The 18647-nt window shown below is 70.6% G+C and carries 15 protein-coding genes; 8 read left to right on the forward strand and 7 right to left on the reverse strand.

Features of this window, described 5'->3' with window-relative positions; all coding sequences use genetic code 11:
- Nucleotides 1-45 precede the first annotated feature (45 nt).
- Both JJQ90_RS24155 and JJQ90_RS24160 read left to right on the forward strand, forming a co-directional pair.
- Complete coding sequence (locus JJQ90_RS24155; RefSeq protein WP_216878857.1) at nucleotides 46-786, forward strand: enoyl-CoA hydratase/isomerase family protein; 741 nt, start codon at nucleotides 46-48, stop codon at nucleotides 784-786.
- Entirely contained in the window at nucleotides 783-1802 is a 1020-nt protein-coding gene (locus tag JJQ90_RS24160; RefSeq protein WP_216878858.1) for a Gfo/Idh/MocA family protein, read from the forward strand. Before JJQ90_RS24155 ends, JJQ90_RS24160 begins: the two co-directional genes overlap by 4 nt.
- An 11-nt stretch (nucleotides 1803-1813) precedes the next feature.
- On the opposite strand, the gene JJQ90_RS24165 is transcribed toward JJQ90_RS24160, so the two are convergent.
- The 5 genes from JJQ90_RS24165 to JJQ90_RS24185 form a co-directional block, all read right to left on the reverse strand.
- Complete coding sequence (locus JJQ90_RS24165; RefSeq protein WP_216878859.1) at nucleotides 1814-2299, reverse strand: MaoC family dehydratase; 486 nt, start codon at nucleotides 2297-2299, stop codon at nucleotides 1814-1816.
- A 7-nt stretch (nucleotides 2300-2306) separates the two neighbouring features.
- Nucleotides 2307-2822, reverse strand: a complete 516-nt coding sequence (locus JJQ90_RS24170) for a cupin domain-containing protein (protein WP_216878860.1) — start codon at nucleotides 2820-2822, stop codon at nucleotides 2307-2309.
- 76 nt (nucleotides 2823-2898) lie between these two features.
- Nucleotides 2899-4416: a tripartite tricarboxylate transporter permease gene (locus tag JJQ90_RS24175; RefSeq protein WP_216878861.1), complete on the reverse strand. Its 1518-nt coding sequence runs from the start codon at nucleotides 4414-4416 to the stop codon at nucleotides 2899-2901.
- A gap of 12 nt (nucleotides 4417-4428) precedes the next feature.
- Nucleotides 4429-4890 carry a hypothetical protein gene (locus tag JJQ90_RS24180; protein WP_216878862.1) on the reverse strand — a complete coding sequence of 154 codons (462 nt, stop codon included), beginning with the start codon at nucleotides 4888-4890 and terminating at the stop codon, nucleotides 4429-4431.
- A gap of 22 nt (nucleotides 4891-4912) precedes the next feature.
- On the reverse strand, nucleotides 4913-5926 hold the full coding sequence (locus JJQ90_RS24185; protein WP_216878863.1) for a Bug family tripartite tricarboxylate transporter substrate binding protein: 1014 nt from the start codon (nucleotides 5924-5926) through the stop codon (nucleotides 4913-4915).
- Between the two features lie 130 nt (nucleotides 5927-6056).
- Between JJQ90_RS24185 and JJQ90_RS24190 the strand changes: the two genes are divergently transcribed.
- Both JJQ90_RS24190 and nhaA read left to right on the forward strand, forming a co-directional pair.
- Nucleotides 6057-6848, forward strand: a complete 792-nt coding sequence (locus tag JJQ90_RS24190) for an SDR family oxidoreductase (protein WP_216878864.1) — start codon at nucleotides 6057-6059, stop codon at nucleotides 6846-6848.
- 204 nt (nucleotides 6849-7052) lie between these two features.
- On the forward strand, nucleotides 7053-8261 hold the full coding sequence (gene nhaA / locus JJQ90_RS24195; protein ID WP_216878865.1) for a Na+/H+ antiporter NhaA: 1209 nt from the start codon (nucleotides 7053-7055) through the stop codon (nucleotides 8259-8261).
- A gap of 186 nt (nucleotides 8262-8447) precedes the next feature.
- Here the strand turns inward: nhaA and JJQ90_RS24200 are convergent, their stop codons facing one another.
- Nucleotides 8448-12677 (reverse strand): EAL domain-containing protein, encoded by a 4230-nt coding sequence (locus JJQ90_RS24200; protein WP_216878866.1) that lies wholly within the window; start codon nucleotides 12675-12677, stop codon nucleotides 8448-8450.
- A 178-nt stretch (nucleotides 12678-12855) separates the two neighbouring features.
- Nucleotides 12856-14574: a hybrid sensor histidine kinase/response regulator gene (locus JJQ90_RS27565; protein ID WP_216878867.1), complete on the reverse strand. Its 1719-nt coding sequence runs from the start codon at nucleotides 14572-14574 to the stop codon at nucleotides 12856-12858.
- A gap of 215 nt (nucleotides 14575-14789) precedes the next feature.
- On the opposite strand from JJQ90_RS27565, the gene JJQ90_RS24210 reads away from it, so the two are divergent.
- The 4 genes from JJQ90_RS24210 to JJQ90_RS24225 are packed head-to-tail and all read left to right on the forward strand — an operon-like array spanning nucleotide 14790 to nucleotide 18607.
- Complete coding sequence (locus tag JJQ90_RS24210) at nucleotides 14790-15884, forward strand: glycosyltransferase family 2 protein (RefSeq protein WP_329959512.1); 1095 nt, start codon at nucleotides 14790-14792, stop codon at nucleotides 15882-15884.
- Nucleotides 15881-17311: an ArnT family glycosyltransferase gene (locus JJQ90_RS24215; RefSeq protein ID WP_216878868.1), complete on the forward strand. Its 1431-nt coding sequence runs from the start codon at nucleotides 15881-15883 to the stop codon at nucleotides 17309-17311. The genes JJQ90_RS24210 and JJQ90_RS24215 overlap by 4 nt, the downstream gene beginning before the upstream one ends.
- Nucleotides 17312-17363: 52 nt before the next feature.
- Complete coding sequence (gene msrP, locus JJQ90_RS24220) at nucleotides 17364-18353, forward strand: protein-methionine-sulfoxide reductase catalytic subunit MsrP (protein ID WP_216878869.1); 990 nt, start codon at nucleotides 17364-17366, stop codon at nucleotides 18351-18353.
- Nucleotides 18344-18607, forward strand: a complete 264-nt coding sequence (locus tag JJQ90_RS24225; RefSeq protein WP_216878870.1) for a hypothetical protein — start codon at nucleotides 18344-18346, stop codon at nucleotides 18605-18607. Before msrP ends, JJQ90_RS24225 begins: the two co-directional genes overlap by 10 nt.
- The last annotated feature ends 40 nt before the right edge of the window (nucleotides 18608-18647 follow it).

An 18647-nucleotide genomic window follows, 5' to 3' on the forward strand; every position in this document is an offset into this window, starting at 1 on the left:
CCGTCATTGCGGCTATCCTAGCCGCAAAGCGGGGGAGTGAAAGCTGTGGCCGAGGCCAAGGACGGAGAGGTGACGCTGGAGGTGGCGGAAGGCGTGGCGGTGCTGACGCTCGACCGCCCCGCCAAGCACAACGCCATCACCAATGCGATGGCCGCCGAACTCGCCAACCATGCGCGCCGGATCAATGACGATGACGCGGTGCGCGCCGTGCTGCTGCGCGGCGGCGGCACGCGCGCCTTCTGCGCCGGCATGGACCTGCGCGCCATCGAGGCCTTTCCGACCGCCTGGGATTTCCGGCATCGGCCGGATTATCCGGGCGCGGTGCGCGCCATCCGCAAGCCGGTGGTGGCCGCGATCAAGGGTTGGGCGCTGGGCGGCGGCTTTGAACTCGCGCTCGCCGCCGATATCCGCATCGCGGCGGAGAGCAGCCGCATCGGCTTTCCCGAGGTGACGCGCGGCTGGGTCGGCGGCGGTGGCGCCTCCCAGATGCTGCCGCGCGTCGCGGGCTTCGGCCAGGCGATGCGGCTGCTGCTGACCGGCGAGCAGATCGACGGGGCGGAGGCGCTGCGGCTGCGGCTGGTGGAACAGCTCGTGCCGGATGATGCGCTGGAGGACACGGCGAAGGCGCTGTGTGCGCGCCTCGCGGCGCTGTCGCCGGTGGCGGTGCAGGCGGTGAAGGCGGCGGTGCGACAGTCGCTGGAGGCACCGCTGACCGCGGGCTTCGCCTATGAGAACGAGATGAACGTGCTGTGCCTGGCGGCTTTACGCGAAGGGGGACGGGCATGATCGGCATCGGTGTCGTCGGGCTGGGCATGGCGACCCAGCCGCATATGCTGGCGATCCGCGATCTGGAGGAAGTTGGCACCGCAAGGCTGGTCGGCGGCTTTTCGCCGAGTTCGGAACGTCGGGCGGGTTTCGCCCTGCGCTGGAAGGCGCCCGTCTTCGACAGCCTGGAGGCGCTGCTCGCCGCCCCGGGCCTCGACCTGGTGCTGGTGCTGACACCGCCCGGCCAGCACCTGCCCGTGGCGCGCGCGGCGGCGGCATCCGGAAAACACATGCTGGTGGAGAAGCCGCTGGAACGCACGGCGGCCGAGGCGGCGCAACTCGTGCAGGTGGCGCGGGAGGCGGGGGTGACGCTCGGCGTCGTCTTCCAGCACCGCTTCCGGCCGGCGGCGCTGCGGCTGAAGCAGGCGGTGGCGGGCGGTGAGCTGGGCAGGCTGTTGTCCTGCTCGGCCAGCATCCGCTGGTGGCGCGACGCGGCCTATTTCGCGCAGCCGGGCCGGGGGATGAAGGCGCGGGATGGCGGTGGCGTGCTGCTGACCCAGGCGATTCATACGCTGGACCTGCTGCTGCACATCGCCGGCCCGCTGGCCCGCCTCGGCGCGCTGGCGAAGACCAGCGGGTTGCGCGCCATCGACACGGAGGACATGGCCAGCGCCGCGCTGCAATTTGCCAGCGGCGCCATCGGCGCGCTGGATGCGACGACGGTGGCCGAGCCCGGCTATCCCGAACGCGTCGAGATCGCCGGCACCGGCGGCAGCGCGGCGCTGGTGGCGGAACGGCTGGAGCTGCATGTGAAGGGCAGGGCGGTCGAGATCGTCGATGGCGCCATGGCCGGTGGCGGGGGTGCCGACCCCATGGCCTTCGACCATGGCCCGCACCGCGCGATGATCGCCGAAGTTTGCGCCGCCATCACGGAGGTCCGTGCCCCGATGAATGATGGCGTCACCGGCCTGCCCGTGCTGCACGCCATCGAGGCGATTCTGCGCAGCGCCGAGTCAGGCGGCTTCGTCGATCTGTAGGGGCGGCTGATTCACGCCTCCGGCCGTTCCGGCCTCTGGCGATCAGACGCCAGCGTGTGGACCATCAGGTCGTTCTCACCCCTCTGCACGACCTCATCCCTCTGGTTCACGAGATCGAACCCCATGGTGACGATGCCGCGCCCGGGTTTCCGGGTCGCGCGCTTCGACAGCACGGTGATGCGCGCGGCGATGCGGTCGCCGACCAGGATCGGGCCCGCAAAGGTCCAGCGCCAGCCGAGCGAGACAATCGCGGCAAATTTCACGGGCGCGCGGTTCTTCAACCCGTCGCAGAGCGCGAGGCCCAGCAGCCCATGCGCGACGCGGCCGGGATAGCCCAGGCCGCGCGCATAGTCGTCATCCATGTGGATGTCGAAGAAGTCCCCGGTCAGGCCGGCGAAGGCGATGATATGCGCCTCCGTCACCGTGATGCCGCCGGTCTCGATGACCAGGCCGGGCTCGACCTGCTCGTAGCGCAGCAGCGCCGGGTCGATCTTCATGCTCGGATCAGGCTTGGGCCGCCTGGACCTCGACATAGGGCAGGCGCTTCACGCGATCCATGTTGACGCCCTCGATCCGCAGCAGCCGGGTCGGGCCGTCGCGGCGCGGGGAATGCAGCTCGCCCGGCTCGTACAGATAGGCATCGCCGGGGCGCAGCGTGTAGTCGCGCAGGCGCAGCGCCTTGCCGGACTTCATGCCCTCGGGCCGCGCCAGGCATTCATAGTCGGTCATCACCGTCTCGCCCGTCGCCTGGCCATAGATGGCCCAGGAGGGGCCGTGGTCATGCGGGCTGCTGGTCTTGGCATCCGAATAGGCATGGGCGAGGACGGCGAAGCCCAGCTCCGGGTCCTCATAGATCACCTGGCGCTCCGGCGTGCCCTCGGGGATGGCCGCGGCGACGAAGCCGGCGTCCTTCAACGCCTCCTGCACCAGGGCGCAGACCTTCTCCCGCCCGGGCTTGCCGGGGTTGTCCTTCAGCGCGGTGCGGCATTGCGCAGCAAAATCTTCGACTGTCAGGGACATTTCAGGGCTCCTCCTTGGCCGGGACGACTTTTCGCCCCGGCCGGCCCGGTGTCAACCATTCGGCTCAGGCGCCGATTCAGGCGACGGCGGAGGCGGCCTTCAGCGCGCGCCGACGGCGGATGTCGCGCCGCAGCGAAAGCCCCAGCGAGACCGCCATCAACACCAGGATCCCGACCGCCACCGGATGCTCCAGGATATAGAGCGGATCGCCGCCCGCGAGCTGCCAGGCGCGCAGCAGCTCCGTCTCGATCAGCTTGCCGAGCAGCAACCCGACCACGATGGCGGCGACCGGGAAGCCGTAGCGCGACATCAGCCAGCCCAGAACCGCGAAGACGAACAGCGTGATCGGCCCGGCGATGGAACCCTCGATGGCGAAGGCGCCCATGGTCGACATCACCAGGACGCTGGGGATCAGGTAGCGCAACGGCAGGCGGACCACGGTGCTGGCGACGAAGACGAAGGCGGTGCCGACCAGCAGCAGGATCAGCGCCTGGGCGAAGTTGGAAATGATGATCGCATAGACGATGTCCCGGTTCTGCTCCATGAAGCGCGGCCCGCCGATGACATTGTGCATGGCGAAGGAGGCCAGCAGGATCGCCGTCGCGCCGCCGCCCGGAATGCCCAGCGCCAGCATCGTCGCCATGGACCCGCCCTCGGAGGAGCTGTTGGCCGATTCCGCGGCGATCAGCCCGCGCGGATTGCCCTTGCCATAGCTTTCGGGGTCGGGCGAGACGCGCCGCGCCTCGCCATAGGAGATCAGGTTGGCGATGGAGGAACCCACGCCCGGCACCGCGCCGATGAAGACGCCGATGAAGGAGCCGCGCAGCAGCGCCACCGGGCTGCCCAGCACCAGCCCGCCACCGGCGATGATGCGGCGCAGGCTGATGGTGCGTTTCGATTCATCGGCGACGATGAACTTCGCATTCACCAGGGCGAAAAGCTGGCTGGCGGCCAGCAGGCCCACCATCGCGGGGATCGTCGGCACGCCATCCAGCAGCCAGGGGATGCCCATGTCGCCGCGCATATAGCCGGCGGTGTTCATGCCGACCGTGCCGCAGAGCACGCCGATCCCCGCCGCGAAAAGCCCCTTGGTGACGGAGGAACCGCCGATCGAGCCCAGCAGCACCAGGCCCCAGATGCCGATCGCCGCCATCTCATACGGCCCGATGCGCAGCACGATCTCCGCCAGCGGCTGCACCAGCACGAAAAGGATCACATAGGAGATCAGCACACCGATGCAGGAGGACACCAGCGCCGCGCCCAGCGCCTCGTTGTGCAGCCCCTTCTGCGCCATCGGATAGCCGTCGAAGGTGGTGGCGACGGCCGAGGATGTGCCGGGGATGTTGATGAGCACCGCGGGGATCGAGCCGCCGAACCCCGCCCCGGTATAGACCGAGGTGAGGAAGATGATGGCCGGCAGGAAGTCCATGTAGAGCGTGGCCGGCAGCACCAGCGCCATCGCCATGGAGACGGAGATGCCGGGCAGGGCGCCGAACAGCAGCCCGATCAGCAATCCGGGCACCACCCAGATCCAGGCATCGAGCGAACCGCCCAGCATGTTGAGGGCGGCGCCGAAGGCGGGGAAGTCGATCATGGTGCGTGGCGCCTAGAGCAGGCTGGTGGGGAAGGGGTAGGGCACCAGCAGGCGGAAGCCATGGACCACGCCGAGCATGAACAGGGGCGGGAACAGCAGCAGCGGCAAGGGCTTGCGCTCCCCGCCGATCACCAGCGCCACCAGGGTGAAGCCCCAGATGGAAAGGTCGTAGCCCACCGCCTCCAGCCCCAGGATGAACAGCCCGAAGGCGCCAACCATGGCGAGGATGCGCAACACCTCGGCCGGCGTCTCCCGCACCTCGCCCTCGGTCACCGGCATGCGCAGGAAGCCGAAGGCGAGGAACACCCAGAGGCCCAGCACCAGCCAGGCCGTAGGTTGCAGCAGCAGCAGGTTCTGCGGGTCGTGCGACACGCCCCGCGCTTCCAGAAGATAGGCCAGCGCGATGCCGGCCAGCGCGGTCACCAGGGCCAGCGGGGCCCAGGCGATGCGGCGCCGCAAGATGGCAGTCTGCATTCGCGGCGCCTCCGGCCTGGGTTCAGGCCTGCTTCAGCAGGTCGGCATAGCGTTCCATCAGCGCGGCGCTGCTGAGATAGGCGCGGTTCGATGCCTCCGGCCCATACCAGGTGGTGGCGAGCTGCTGGTTGCCGAGGGTGCTGACGCATTCCGGATCCTTGGTCGCCGCCTCGATGGCGCGCAGCAGGATGGCATAGCGTTCCGGCTGCGCCGCGACGAAGCGCTTCAGCACGACGAAGCCGCGCTGCGAGCCATCGACCGATTGCGGCTGGAAGCCAGCGGCGCGGGCATGGTCGGTCAGCAGCGGCGCGTCCGGATAGTCGGTGGACTTCTCGTCGCTGAACAGCAGCAGCGGCTTGATGCGGTCCTTGATCGGCAGGAAGCCCTCGCCGCCGACGAAGCCGACATCGACATGCCCGCCCGCCGTCGCCGTGCGCGCCGGCCCGCCGCCATCATAGGTGACAACCCGCACGCGCGACCGGTCGATGCCATGTGCCTGCATCCAGAGCGCCATGTTGATGAGATCGGCCGAGGCCGGCTGCACGCCGATGGACAGGCTGCGCGGATCGGCCTTCAGCCGCTGCACGACCTCATCGATCGAATTGATGCCCTTGCTGGTGGCGCAGGCGGCCAGGGTCAGGTCGCGGGAGGGCAGGTTGATCATGTGGAAGTCGTCCGCCTTGTAGCGGGCGTTCCGCGTCAGGATCGACAGGGGGATATACGGGCCGGCCGAATGCACCATCACCATGTAGCCGTCATCCGGCTGCTGCATGTAGAAGGTGTTGCCCAGCACCGTGCCGCCGCCGGGGCGGTTCACCACCGTCACCGGCTGGCCGATATGCTTCTGCACGAAGGGCGCCATGGCGCGGGCCAGGCGGTCATTGTAGCCACCCGTGGCAAAGGGCACGAGCAGCGTGATCGGCCGCTCCGGAAAGGTCTGCGCGCGCGCAATGCCCGGGGCGGCCAGCGCGGCACCGGCACCGGCCGCCAGCAGCAGCGCGCGACGGCGCGGAATCGCATGAATGGAATCGGTCATGACCCGTCCTCTCCCTGAATGGCGGCGCTGGGCGCCGCGCGGTTCTTGATCTTCGTAAGTCCAGTTAGACAGGCTATTGCTGACAGTCAACGGCTTAGCACGGCGCGACGCCGATCGAGGGGAGGCTGGGATGGATCTTGGATATCAGGGGCGGCGCGTGCTGGTGGTCGGCGCCTCCACCGGCATTGGCTATGCCACGGCGAAGCTGCTGGTGGCGGAGGGGGCGGAGGTGATGATCGCCTCCCGCAACGCCGCCGCCATTGCCGATTCGGCGGCGCGCATCGGCGCCGAATGCGGCCGCGCGCCGGCCACCGCGGTGGCGGACCTGACGCAACAGGGCGCGGCGGAACGACTGATGGCGGCGGCCCAGGCGCGCTGGGGCGGACTCGATGCGCTGGTCGATGCCGTCGGCGGGTCCATCCGTTCGGGCTTCGAGGCGCTGACGGATGAGGATTGGCTCGGCAACTACCAGTTCAACGTGCTGTCGGCGGTGCGGGCGGTGCGCGCCGCCCTGCCGCTGCTGCGCCAGGGCCAGGCGCCCGCCATCGTGCTGCTCGGCGCGGCGGCCTCGCGCATGCCCTATCCGAACCAGATCGTCTCCAACGTCCACAAGGCGGGGCTGCTGGGCCTGACCAAGACGCTGGCCGGCGAATATGCGGCGGAGGGTATCCGCGTGAACTGCGTGGCGCCGGGCCGCACCCTGACTCGGCTGTGGCAGGACCGCGCGGAGAAACTGGCGGCGGAGCAGGGCCGCGCGGTGGCGGAGGTGATCGCCGAATTCGCCCATGAAATCCCGCTCGGCCGCTTCGCGACGGCGGAGGAGGTGGCGGTGATGGTGGTCTGGCTGTCGAGCCCGCGCGCCGCCTATGTCACCGGCCAGACGGTGAATGTGGATGGCGGCATCGCGCGGGGCCTGTTGTAGTCCAGGCGCTGGCGCCAGGCGTGGCGGTTTCGGTTGTATTTCCGCCGTAATCGAGTAAGCCCTGCCAGGCCGCGCCGCCCGCCAGGGTGGGCGCGGTGGGGGCTGTTCGGGCGCAGCCAGGCCGGCGCCTGCTGGTAAGCGGCTGCGCTGCCGGGCTGCTCGCCCGGGCCCTCTGCGATGCACCATCTGGGGACCCGCTGACGCATGGCCGAGACCAGCCCAAACCAACGCCGCCCCTTCTCGATGCTGCGCAACTTCATGGATGGCGAGGCCTCCGGCGGCCTGGTGCTCATGGGGGCCGCCGTGCTGGCGCTGATCGTCGCCAACTCCGCCCTGGCGCCCAGCTACTTCGGCGCGCTCGGTGCCTATCTGGGCCCGCTGTCGCTGCTGCACTGGATCAATGACGGGCTGATGGCGGTGTTCTTCCTGCTGGTCGGCCTGGAGATCAAACGGGAGGTTCTGGACGGCCAGCTTTCCACCTGGTCGCGCCGTGCCCTGCCGGGCATTGCCGCGCTCGGCGGCATGGCCGTGCCGGCGCTGATCTACCTGGCCTTCAACGGCTCCGACCCCACGGCGGTGCGCGGCTGGGCAATTCCGGCTGCGACCGATATCGCCTTCGCGCTCGGCGTGCTGTCCCTGCTGGGTTCGCGCGTGCCGATCTCGCTCAAGGTGTTCCTGACGGCGTTGGCGATCATCGACGACCTGGGCGCCGTTGCCATCATCGCGGTGTTCTACACCGGCAACATCTCGATGCTCGACCTTGGCCTGGCGGCCGCGGTGATCGCCGGGCTGGTGGCGATGAACCGCGCCGGGGTGATGAAGCTGTGGGCCTATCTGCTGCTGGGCGCCGTGCTGTGGGTGCTGGTGCTGCGGTCGGGCGTGCATGCCACGGTGGCGGGCGTTCTGCTGGCCTTCACCATTCCGCTGCGGCCGGCCCCGGGGGCGCCGGACAACCTGGCACATTCGCCGCTGCACCAGTTGGAACACGCCCTGCACCGTTGGGTCGCCTTCCTGGTCATCCCGATCTTCGGCTTCGCCAATGCCGGGGTCAGCTTCGCCGGCGTCACACTGGCGACGCTGGGCAACAACCTGACGCTCGGCGTGGCGATGGGCCTGTTCTTCGGCAAGCTGGTCGGCGTCTTCGGCTTCGCCGCCATCACCATCCGCTCCGGGCTGGCGGAACTGCCGATGGGGGCGAGCTGGCTGCAGCTGCTGGGCATTTCCCTGCTCTGCGGCATCGGCTTCACCATGAGCCTGTTCATCGGCCTGCTGGCCTTCGCCAATGACCCGCATCTTCAGGACAATGTGAAGATCGGCATCCTGATGGGCTCGATCCTGGCTGGCCTGGCGGGGTTCCTGCTGCTGCGCCTGGTGCCGCGCCGCGTTCCGGCGCCAAAGACGGCGGAGGCCTGATTCCAGCGGCCCTTCCGCGTGGCCGCTCCGGGTCGCCCTCGAACGGTCGTGCGCAGGGCACGCCTGCGTCGTGACGCCCATTCGGGTGCTCGAACCGGTCGAGAGGCAGGCCCGCCGAATTGAGGCGGCACCCGCCCCGCCCTTCGCGGTCAGCCTGAGGCGGCGCCCGCCGCCGCCTTTCGCGGGTCAGGCGCGGCGCGCGGCGCCCTCCGCCACCACCTGCTGCCCGGCCACATCCTCCAAAGCCTGTTCCAGGGTTTCCACGCGGATTGGCTTTTCCACATGGCCGTCCATGCCGGCCTGCTGGCAGGCCTCGATATCCTCCCGGAAGGCGCCGGCCGTCACGGCCAGGATCGGCACCATCCCGACCCGGCCAGGCAGGGCGCGGATGCGGCGCGTCGCTTCCAGCCCATCCATGCCGGGCATCTGCACATCCATCAGCACGGCGTCATAGCTGCCGCCGCTGCGCGCCACCGCTGCCACCGCCGCGGCGCCATCCGCCACCAGATCCACCCGATGACCCACCGATTCCAGCGCCGCCCGCAGCAGCAGCCGGTTGGCCGCGACATCGTCCGCGGCCAGGATCCGCAGCGGCCGGCGTGCGGTGCCATGCGGCCGCCGCGGATATCCCGCCTCGTCCAGGACCTCCGGATTGGCCGGCGCGGTCGGCACCAGCTCGGGCAGCACGAGCGGTGGCGGCACGCGGCCGCTCGGGGCCGGGGGCAGGGCGCCTTCCGCCTGTGCCGCGGCTGGCGCGGGCAGTTCGAACCAGAACAGGCTGCCGCGCCCGCCCGGCCCCGGCTCATATTCGATCTGCCCGCCCAGCAGTGCGGCGAAGCGGGCCGAGACGGCAAGCCCCAGTCCCGACCCGGCCGCGCCGCTGCCATCCGGATCGTAGCGCACGAAATCCTGGAACAGCCGGCCATTCAGCAGGGGCGAGACGCCCGGCCCGGTATCGCTGACATCGAAGCGCAGCCGGCCCTCCAGCGGGCGGAAGACCCGCAGCGTGACGCCGCCCGCCTCGGTGAACTTCACGGCATTGCCGAGCAGGTTCAGCAGGATCTGCCGCACCCGCGCCCGGTCCATCAGCACCGCGCGCGGCACGTCGGCCGCGACCTCGATACGCAGCGTCAGGCCCTTCTCGTCGGCCGAGGGGCGCAGCAGCTCGACGCAGGACCGCGCCAGCGCCGCGGCATCCGAGGGCTCAAGCCGAGGGGCCTCGGCCCGGCCGGCCTCGATGGTGCTGATCTCCAGCAGCCGGCCGACCACGCCGGCCAGATGCTCCCCGGCGTCGGAGATGGTGCGCACCTGCTCGCGGTGGTCCGGCCCCAGGCTGCGGTCGCGCATCATGAGTTGCGCCCAGCCGAGGATGCCGTTCAACGGCGTGCGCAGCTCGTGGCTGGCGGCCGAAAGGAAGCGCGACTTCACGGCGCTCGCCGCCCGCGCGGTGTCCAGTGCCGAGGCAAGACGCGCCGCCATCACGTCCAGCCGGCTGGCCAGCGCCGCCAGTTCCGGCGTCGCCACCCGCATATCCAGGCCGACCCGCGCGGAAAGGTCGCCATCGGCCAGCCGGTCCACGGTATGTCCCAGCCGGCGGATCGGCCGCAGCACCAGGAATTCCCCCATCGCCAGCACCAGCCCCACCAGCACCAGGCCGCCGATGCCCATCAGCAGGTAGGACAGCAGCCGGCGCTGTTGCACGGGGGCCAGCAGCACCGCCTCATCCACGCCGACAATCACCCGCGCGCCGCTGAGGCCGAGTGGCGCATAGCTGAACAGGCCCTCCACACCCGGGCGGATCGGCGCGCGCATCTGGCCGGGATTCGAATTGGCCAGCGCCGCGCGCGCCACCGGATGGTCGCTGACATCGCTGCCGATGCCCCAGCGCGCACGTTCCGTCGCATCCGCATCCGGCATATGCAGCCCGACCAGCCGCCCGGTCCCATCGATCAGGCCGATCCGGAAGGACGTCGGCGTGCTGGCCGTGAGGCGCCGCATCAGCCATGCGACGTCGAGGCCTGCGGACATCACCCCGGTCAGCCCACCCTCGGCATCCTGGATCGGCCGGCCCAGATACAGCATGGGTTGCCCGTCGCCCGACAGCGGGCGGGTCAGGCCCGAGAGCACGTCGGTGCGGTCTCGCAGCGCCTGCCGGAAAGCCGGGCTGTTGGCCAGGTTGACCGGCGGCGTGCCGCGGCTGGTGCAGGCCGTCCAGCCATCGGGTCGCACCGTCGCCAGCGAATAAAGCCAGGCCGCGCCGCCGGTGACCTCCCGCAGCACATCGGTGCAGGCTGGCGCGGCCGCGCTGTCGCGCAGGCTGTCCAGCACCGCCGGAACGCGGGAGAGGGCACCGAGCAGCGCCTGCGCCTGCTCGACCAGCGTATCCATCTCCCGCGCGCCGCGTTGCGCCACCTCGGCGGCCTGGGCCTCGGCGGTGGCGATGCGGTCGCGCGCCTCGGTCTCCAGCAGCCAGGTGGCGAAGGTCAGCATCGGCAGCAGCGCCAGCAAAGCGAGACCCGCCCAGCGCAGCCGCACCTTGCGCACCCAGTTCGCGCGGCGTCCGGCCGCGCGTGAGCCGCTGCGGCCCGGGGTGGGGGGAATGGCGGGCCGCGGCGGCAGGATCCAGGCCGAAGACACCTGCGGCACGGCCTCTGGCACCGGCGGCACGGGGTGCGGCCGGCCGATAAGATAGCCCTGGATCAGGTCGCAGCCCTCGGCGCGCAGGTAGTCGAGCTGCGCCTGGGTCTCGACGCCTTCCGCGCAGGCCTTGATGCCGAGGCCGCGGCACAGCTGCAGCACCGCACGCACCACGTTGCGCGCCTTGTCGCTGCTGTCCATGTCGCGGATGAAGGAGCGGTCGAGCTTCACCTTGTCGAGCGGCAGGGTGTGCAGATAGCCGAGCGAGGAATAGCCGGTGCCGAAATCGTCGAGCGCGACGCGCACGCCGAGCACGTGCAACTCCTCGATCGTCACCGCCGCCGCCGCCTCATCCTTGATGAGGGTGCCTTCGGTCACCTCCAACTCCAGCCGGTCCGGCGACAGGCCGGAATCGCGCAGCATCGCGGCGACCAGGCCCGCCAGCCCACCGAGATGGAAGCGGGAGGCGGAGACGTTCAGCGCCACCTTGAGCTTGTGCGGCCAGGCGGCGGCCTGGCGGCAGCCCTCCCGCAGCACCCATTCATCCAGCATCCCACCCAGGCCGCAGGCCTCGGCGATGGGCACGAAGACGGCCGGGGAGACCGGGCCGTGGCCCGGGCGGTCCCAGCGCAGCAGCGCCTCGCAGCTCACGATCCGGCCGGTCTTCGCATCCGCAACCGGCTGCCACTCGAAGCGGAAGGCGCCATGGGCGAGGGCGCTGCGCAGGTCGCGTTCCAGCGCCTGGCGGCCGGCGAGCTGCCCCTCCATCGCCGGGTCGAAGCGCATCTGCTGGCCGCGGCCCTGGTTCTTCGCCGCATAGAGCGCATTGTCGGCCCGCCGCAGCAGCGCATCCGCGTCCAGCCCATCGGCCGGTGCCAGCGCATAGCCGACCGAGGTGCGGATCGGCACCGGCTGGCCTTCATATTCGAACGGCGCGCTCAGCGCCTCGATCAGCCGCACCGCCAGCGCATCGGCCTCTGCCGCCGTGGTGGGGCCGGACAGGATCACGGCGAATTCATCGCCGCCGAGGCGCGCCACCGTATCGGCCTGCCGCACCGAGGCGGTCAGCCGTCGTGCCGCTTCCCGCAGCAGGGCATCGCCGCCGGCATGGCCGAGCAGGTCGTTCACCGCCTTGAAGCGGTCGAGGTCCAGGCAGAACACCGCGAAGCTGTGCGCCTCCGGCCCCCTGGCGCGGCCGATCGCCTCCTCCAGCCGCTGTTCGAACAAAGGGCGGTTGCCGAGGCCGGTCAGCGGGTCGCGCAGCGCCGCCGACTGCGCCGATTCGAGGCTGCTGCGCAGTTCGATCGCCGCCGCCACGCCCTGGGCGATATCGGCCAGGGCGCGGGAGGCGGCCTCCGGCATCTGCCGTGGCAGGTTGTCCAGCACACAGAGCGTGCCGAGCGCATGGCCGGCGCGGTCGATGATCGGCGCGCCGGCATAGAAGCGGACATGCGGTGGGCCGATCACCAGTGGATTGTTCGCGAAACGCGGATCCTGCGCCGCATCCTCCACCACCATCACCCGCTCGGGCTGGAGGATGGCATGGGCGCAGAAGGAGCTGCGGCCTGGGATTTCCCGCAGCTCGACCCCAATCGCGGCCTTGAACCACTGCCGGTCCGCATCGATCAGGGAAACCATTGCCATCGGCGTGCCGGCGAGATGCGCCGCGAGGCGGGCAAAGGCGTCGAATCGGGCATCCTGCGCGGTGTCGAGGATCCCGGCCGCGTGCAGCGCCTTCAGGCGTTCGGTCTCGTTCGCGGGCAGTGCGGCCGGAGCCAAGGCGATCCCTCGCTTCTCTTCAAAGTGGCGAAAATCCAGCACAGACAACTCTAGGTAGCATGAAACTGTAGATTTCTCGTGCATGGAATGCCAGCGGCAGCGATGTAGGAAATGGTTGTAATTTGTCTGCGCCGGGCATCGCCGGTTTCGAGCCGGCGGGTTTCGAGCCGGCAGGCTTCTAGCTGGCCGGCACCAGCAGATGGATGGTGCTGCCGCGCCCCGCGGTGCTCTGCGCCGTCAAGGCTCCTCCGGCGCGACGCAGGAAGGCGGCGACCATCGCGAGGCCAAGGCCGGTGCCGCGTCCCACGGGCTTGGTCGTGAAGAACGGCTCTCCCAGCCGCGCCAGCACCTCCGGCGGCATGCCATGGCCCGAATCGCTCACGCTGATGCGCAGATAGGCCCCCGGCGGCAGATCCGGCGCGTCGCGCGGGGTGGGGGGGGCCGAGAGGCGGTGCGCGGTGATCCGCACTTCACCACCCTGTGGCATGGCATCCCGCGCATTGGCCGCGAGGTTGATCAGCGCCGTCTCCAGCTCCGCCCGGTCCAGCCCCGGCGCGCTGCGCAGGCCGGGCGGGACCTCGCAGCGCACCCGGATGCCGGCACCCAGGGTCGCGTTCAGCAGCAGGGCAAGCTCGCGCAGCGAGGCGCTGACATCGATCGGCTGGGCGGTTGTCAGGGCCACCGGGTCGATGCGGCGCGTGGTGTCCAGCAGCCGGCGCGACAAGGCGGTGGCACGTTCCGCATGGCGCGCGAGGTGCCCGGCCACCTGGCGCACCCGCTCCTGATCCTCCGCATGGCGGTCCAGCAGACGGGCGGCGGCGACGACCGATTGGGTGATGTTGCCGAAATCATGCGCCAGCCCGCCGGCCAGCAGCCCCAGCGTCGCCTGGCGTTCGGCCCCGCGTGCCCGGGCCTCGGCCAGGCTGCGGCTGCGCATGGCGCGTTCGGCCTGCCAGATCGCCGCCAGCAGCAGCGCGATGCCGAGGCCCGCCCCCACCAGCGGCCCCAGCATGCGGCGCGCCCATTCCCGCAGAAGCGCCTGTTCCGACAGCCCATAGGCGATGCCGATATCGTGCCGCAGCAGCCGCCGGAAGGCGGTGAGCCGCGCCACGCCATCGACGGGTGAGGGGCCGCGCAGTGTCGCCACATGGCCCCGTCGCAGCGCCCGCAGCATGTCCCCGGCCCGGCGCGGCAGGGCGGCGCCCTCCGGACTTCCCGGCGCCGGCACCGCCGCCAGCACCGCGCCGTCCAGGCGGAACAGGGTCACGGCATCCTGCGGGGTTTCCAGGATGCTGCGATAGAAGGACTGGAAATTGGCGGGCCAGAGCGCCGCCAGTATCGCGCCGCCATCGCTCATCCCATCCGCCCGCGCGCGCGGGCGGACCAGCGGAAAGACCAGCGTGCCGGAATCCGCATCCCGCACCACCTGTCCGATGAAGGGGGCGTCGCGGATGGGGGAGCCGGCCGGCAGGGCCGCGACATAGTCCTGCCCCGACACGTCCTGCGCGGGCGCGTCCAGTGTTCGGGCCGAGGACATCACCTGAAGTCCGCCCGGGTCGATCAGCGCCAGGCCGCCGGAATTCTGGTTCACCGCATCCAGGGCGCGCAGGAAATCGAACAGCGAGCGGTCCCCCGCCACAGCACCCCAGTCCTGGCCGAGCATGCGCTGCTCGATGGCCGCGATGGTGAGCTCCTGCGCCTCGAAGGCGCGAAGGGCGTGTTCGTGCAGCATGTCCGCCACGCGCTGCACCCGCCCCCGCGCCGCCTGTTCCGCGGCGTGGTAGGTGCCGAAGCCGGTGGCCGCCAGCGCCGCCAGCGGCAGCAGGACCGCGAGCGCGCGCAGCAGCCTCAGCCCGCCGGCCCGGGCGGCCGGCGGGATGACGGGCTTGCCCCTCACGCGGGCGCCATCACCGCGCTGCGTTGCCCTGCGACGGAATGGCGCCGCGCCATTGGTGGTCTGGCGCGGCCGGCATGGGGTCGGGCTATCATCATGCTGGCGATATTAACCTGACCATGGCCGGGGTGTAATCACCCGCGGTCCATCGCGTCGCGGCGCAATGCGCGGGCGGCGCGGTGATTTCATCGTCGCCGGACTTGCTGTAGAGCGCGCTGGTGAACGCCCTTCTGCCTGCCCGCCTGGCCATCATCATCCCCGTCTATGGCGAGGCGGCGAATGTCGCCCCGCTGGTCGCGCGGCTCGATTCCGCCCTGGCCGGTCTGGCCTGGGAGGCGGTGTTCGTCGATGACGACAGCCCCGATGGCACCGCCGCCGCGGCGCGCGCCATCGCCGCCACCGACCCCCGCATCCGCTGCATTCGCCGTATCGGCCGGCGTGGGCTGGCTTCCGCCTGTATCGAGGGGTTCCTCTCCATCTCCGCGCCCTTCGTCGCCGTGATGGATGGCGATCTTCAGCATGACGAGACCATCCTGCCGGCCATGTTGGCGGCGGTTGAGGCTGGCGCCGATATCGCCATCGGCAGCCGCCATGTCGCCGGCGGCGCGGCGCAGGGCGGGTTCTCGGCCGCGCGTGGCGCGCTCTCGGAAGGTGGCGCGGCGCTGGCGCGGTTGCTGCTGCCCGTGAAGGTCGCCGATCCGATGAGCGGCTTCTTCCTGCTGCGCCGCGACCTGGTGGAGGAGGTGGCGCCGCGCCTGGCCGCGCGCGGCTTCAAGATCCTGCTCGACATCCTGCTCTCGGCCCGCCGCAGGCTGGTGGTGGCGGAACTGCCCTACAGCTTCCGCTCCCGCCAGGCGGGGGAGAGCAAGCTGGATGCGACGGTACTGCTGGAATTCGGCGCGCTGCTGCTGGACAAGGCGACGCGCGGCGCGGTGCCGCTGCGCTTTGTGGCCTTCGCGGCGGTCGGCGCCATCGGCTTGCTGGTGCATATGGTGGCGCTGGCCCTGCTGGTCGGGCCGCTGGGCTTTGGGCCGGCGCAATGGGCGGCGACCTTTGTCGCCATGACGGCGAATTTCGTGCTGAACAACCGCATCACCTATCGCGACGCCCGGCTGCGCGGGGGGGCGCTGTGGCGCGGCCTGGCGCTGTTCTACCTGGTTTGCGGCATCGGCGCGGCGGCCAATGTCGGCATCGCCGGGCTGCTGGTGCGCGATGGGCTGCTGGCCTGGGGTGCGGCGGGGGCGGCCGGCGCGCTGATCACCGTGGTGTGGAACTACGCGGTGTCCTCCACCCTGGTGTGGCGCGCCCGATGAGCCTCGCCTGGCTGCTGCTGGGGGTGACGGCGCTGCGCCTGGGCGTGGCGGCGCTGGTGCCGCTGGCGCCCGACGAGGCCTATTACTGGGTCTGGTCCCGCACGCTTCAGGGCGGCTATCTCGACCATCCGCCGATGGTCGCCTGGTTCATCCGGGCGGGCACGCTGCTGGCCGGCGAGAACGCTTTTGGCATCCGGCTGATCGGGCCGATTTCGCTCGCCATCGCCTCCCTGTTGCTGGCGCGGGCCGGAGATGCGCTGTTTCCGGACCGCAGGCCGGGCTTCTGGGCGGCGCTGCTGTTCAACGCCACGCTGCTGGTCGGCGTCGGCGGCATATTGGTGACGCCCGACCTGCCGCTGCTGGTGTTCTGGACTGCCGCGCTCTGGGCGCTGGCGCGGCTGCATGCCTCGCAAGACGGGCGCTGGTGGCTGGCCTTCGGGCTGCTGGCGGGGTTCTCGTTATTCTCCAAATACACGGCCGTGCTGCTTGGCGCCGGCGTGGTGCTCTGGCTGCTGGCCTGCCGCGACGCCTGGCGCTGGTGGCGGGACTGGCGGCTTTATGCCGGCGGCGCGCTGGCGGTGCTGGTCTTCCTGCCGGTGGTGCTGTGGAACGCGCGGAACGACTGGGCCTCCTTCGCCAAGCAGGGCGGCCGGGCCGGGACGGATGAGGCGGGCTTCACCCTGCGCTATCTCGGCGAGTTGATCGGCGGGCAGATCGGCCTCGCGACGCCGCTGGTCTTCCTGCTCTGCGTGGTGGGCGTGGCGGTGGCGGCGCGGCGCTGGTGGCGGGGCGATGCGGCGGCGGGGCTGCTGGCGGCGCTGGTGCTGCCGGGCACCGCGCTGTTCCTGTGGCAGGCGACCGGCAGCCGGGTGCAGGGCAATTGGCCGGCCATCCTCTACCCCGCCGCCTGCCTCGCCGCCGCCGCCTTCCTGCCGGCGCGGCTGCATCGCTGGCAGCGGCCGGCCGTCGGGCTCGGCGCCGTGCTGGCGCTGGCGGTCTATGTCCAGGCCGCCTTCGCGCCGCTGCCGCTCGGCCGTCGGCAGGACCCGACGCTGGCGCGGCTTGGCGGCTGGCCGGAGCTGGCGCAGGCGGTGGAGGCGGAGCGCCGCGCGCTCGGCGCCGGCTTCGTGGCGGCGGAGGAATATGGCCTGGCCGCGCAGCTCGCCTTGAACCTGCCGCCGGGCATCCCGGTGGTGGCGCTGAATCCGCGATGGGCACTTTTTAATCTTCCGCGCCCCGTGCCCGGCGTAACCGGTGTGCTGGTGCAGAGCGAAAGACGGGACAGCGCGCCCGACTGGCCCGGAGCCGAGCCGGTCGGACGCAGCCTGCCGCGCAGCCGGCGCGGCATCGAGGCGGAGCGCTATCGCGTCTTCCGGATCGAGTCGCGTCCGGATCTGCCACCTTCCGCGATCCTTCCCCGTCCTTGACGGAAGGCTGGGTCGCACGATGCTTTAGACACGACCCAGGGCGGAGACCTCCATGTTCATCAAGCGACGGCGCGGTTGGGAGATTCCGGAAAGCCAGGCGACCCCGGAACATCTGGTGCTGGGCCGCCGCGCCCTGATGGCCGCCGCGGGCGCCGGGGCGATGCTCGCGCCCAGCGTTGCCAAGGCCCAGTTCTGGCGCCGCAGCGAACCCGCCGACCCCTGGACCCGCCTGCCGGCCGAGATTCCCGACCTGCCACCGGCCATGCGCAACACCCGCTACCCGGCGGATCGCGCTTTGTCACCCGAGCGGGACGCCGTCACCTTCAACAATTTCTACGAGTTCGGCAGCGACAAGGGTATCTGGAGCACGGCGCTGCGGATGCCGACACGGCCCTGGACCATCAAGGTGGATGGCATGGTCGAAAGCCCCGGCGAATTCGACGTGGATGACCTGATCCAACGCATCGGGTTGGAGGAGCGGGTCTATCGGCTGCGCTGCGTCGAGGCCTGGGGCATGACCGTGCCCTGGACCGGCTTCCAACTGTCCAAGCTGCTCGACATCGTGAAGCCGCTGGGCAGCGCGAAATTCGTGCGCTTCGAAACGGCCCAGAAGCCCGAGGTGATGACCGGGCTGCGGCAGTCCTGGTACCCCTGGCCGCATATCGAGGGCTGCACCATCGAGGAGGCGGCGAATGAGCTGACCTTCATGCCGGTGGGCCTGTTCGGCCGCCCGCTGCCGCCGCAGAATGGCGGGCCGTTCCGCGTGGTCTTCCCGTGGAAGTATGGCTTCAAGTCGGGCAAGTCGATCGCGCGCATCACCCTGACGGACCAGCGCCCGGTCTCGTTCTGGGAGACCTTGCAGGCCAGCGAATACGGCTTCTGGGCCAATGTGAACCCGCAGGTGCCGCATCCGCGCTGGTCCCAGGCGACGGAGCGGCTGATCGGCAGCAATGAACGGGTGCCGACGCGGATGTTCAACGGCTATGGCGACTTCGTCGCCGGGCTCTACACCAACCTTCAGAATGAAAGGCTTTGGGCCTGAAATTCCTCGGACTGCTGCTGCTGATCGTGGCGCTGGCGCTGGGCCTCTGGTTCGGCACCGACACGCCGCTGGGCGCCGCGATTTTTCAGTTATGGCCGGAATTCCTGAACACCTTCCAGGCGGGGGTGCAGCGGCGCGTCCTGCCGGAATTGTGGGACTGGGTGATCCTGCCCGTGCTGCTCTGGCCGGTCTGGGCTGTGCCGGCCGGGTTGGGCGGGCTGTTCCTGCTGCTGGGCCTTGCGCGCCGGCGGTGACAAACAGCGGCGCGGGCCCCCGCAATGCTTGCTGGCCCTG

The organism is Falsiroseomonas oleicola, assembly GCF_019029495.1.
In the GTDB taxonomy this organism is placed as follows: Bacteria; Pseudomonadota; Alphaproteobacteria; order Acetobacterales; family Acetobacteraceae; genus Falsiroseomonas; species Falsiroseomonas oleicola.

Coding starts and splice junctions, on each gene's coding strand:
- JJQ90_RS24160 (WP_216878858.1), top strand. CDS start 783: ATGATCGGCATCGGTGTCGTCGGGCTGGGCATGGCGACCCAGCCGCAT.
- JJQ90_RS24165 (WP_216878859.1), bottom strand. CDS start 2,299: ATGAAGATCGACCCGGCGCTGCTGCGCTACGAGCAGGTCGAGCCCGGC.
- JJQ90_RS24170 (WP_216878860.1), bottom strand. CDS start 2,822: ATGTCCCTGACAGTCGAAGATTTTGCTGCGCAATGCCGCACCGCGCTG.
- JJQ90_RS24175 (WP_216878861.1), bottom strand. CDS start 4,416: ATGATCGACTTCCCCGCCTTCGGCGCCGCCCTCAACATGCTGGGCGGT.
- JJQ90_RS24180 (WP_216878862.1), bottom strand. CDS start 4,890: ATGCAGACTGCCATCTTGCGGCGCCGCATCGCCTGGGCCCCGCTGGCC.
- JJQ90_RS24185 (WP_216878863.1), bottom strand. CDS start 5,926: ATGACCGATTCCATTCATGCGATTCCGCGCCGTCGCGCGCTGCTGCTG.
- JJQ90_RS24190 (WP_216878864.1), top strand. CDS start 6,057: ATGGATCTTGGATATCAGGGGCGGCGCGTGCTGGTGGTCGGCGCCTCC.
- nhaA (WP_216878865.1), top strand. CDS start 7,053: ATGGCCGAGACCAGCCCAAACCAACGCCGCCCCTTCTCGATGCTGCGC.
- JJQ90_RS24215 (WP_216878868.1), top strand. CDS start 15,881: ATGAGCCTCGCCTGGCTGCTGCTGGGGGTGACGGCGCTGCGCCTGGGC.
- msrP (WP_216878869.1), top strand. CDS start 17,364: ATGTTCATCAAGCGACGGCGCGGTTGGGAGATTCCGGAAAGCCAGGCG.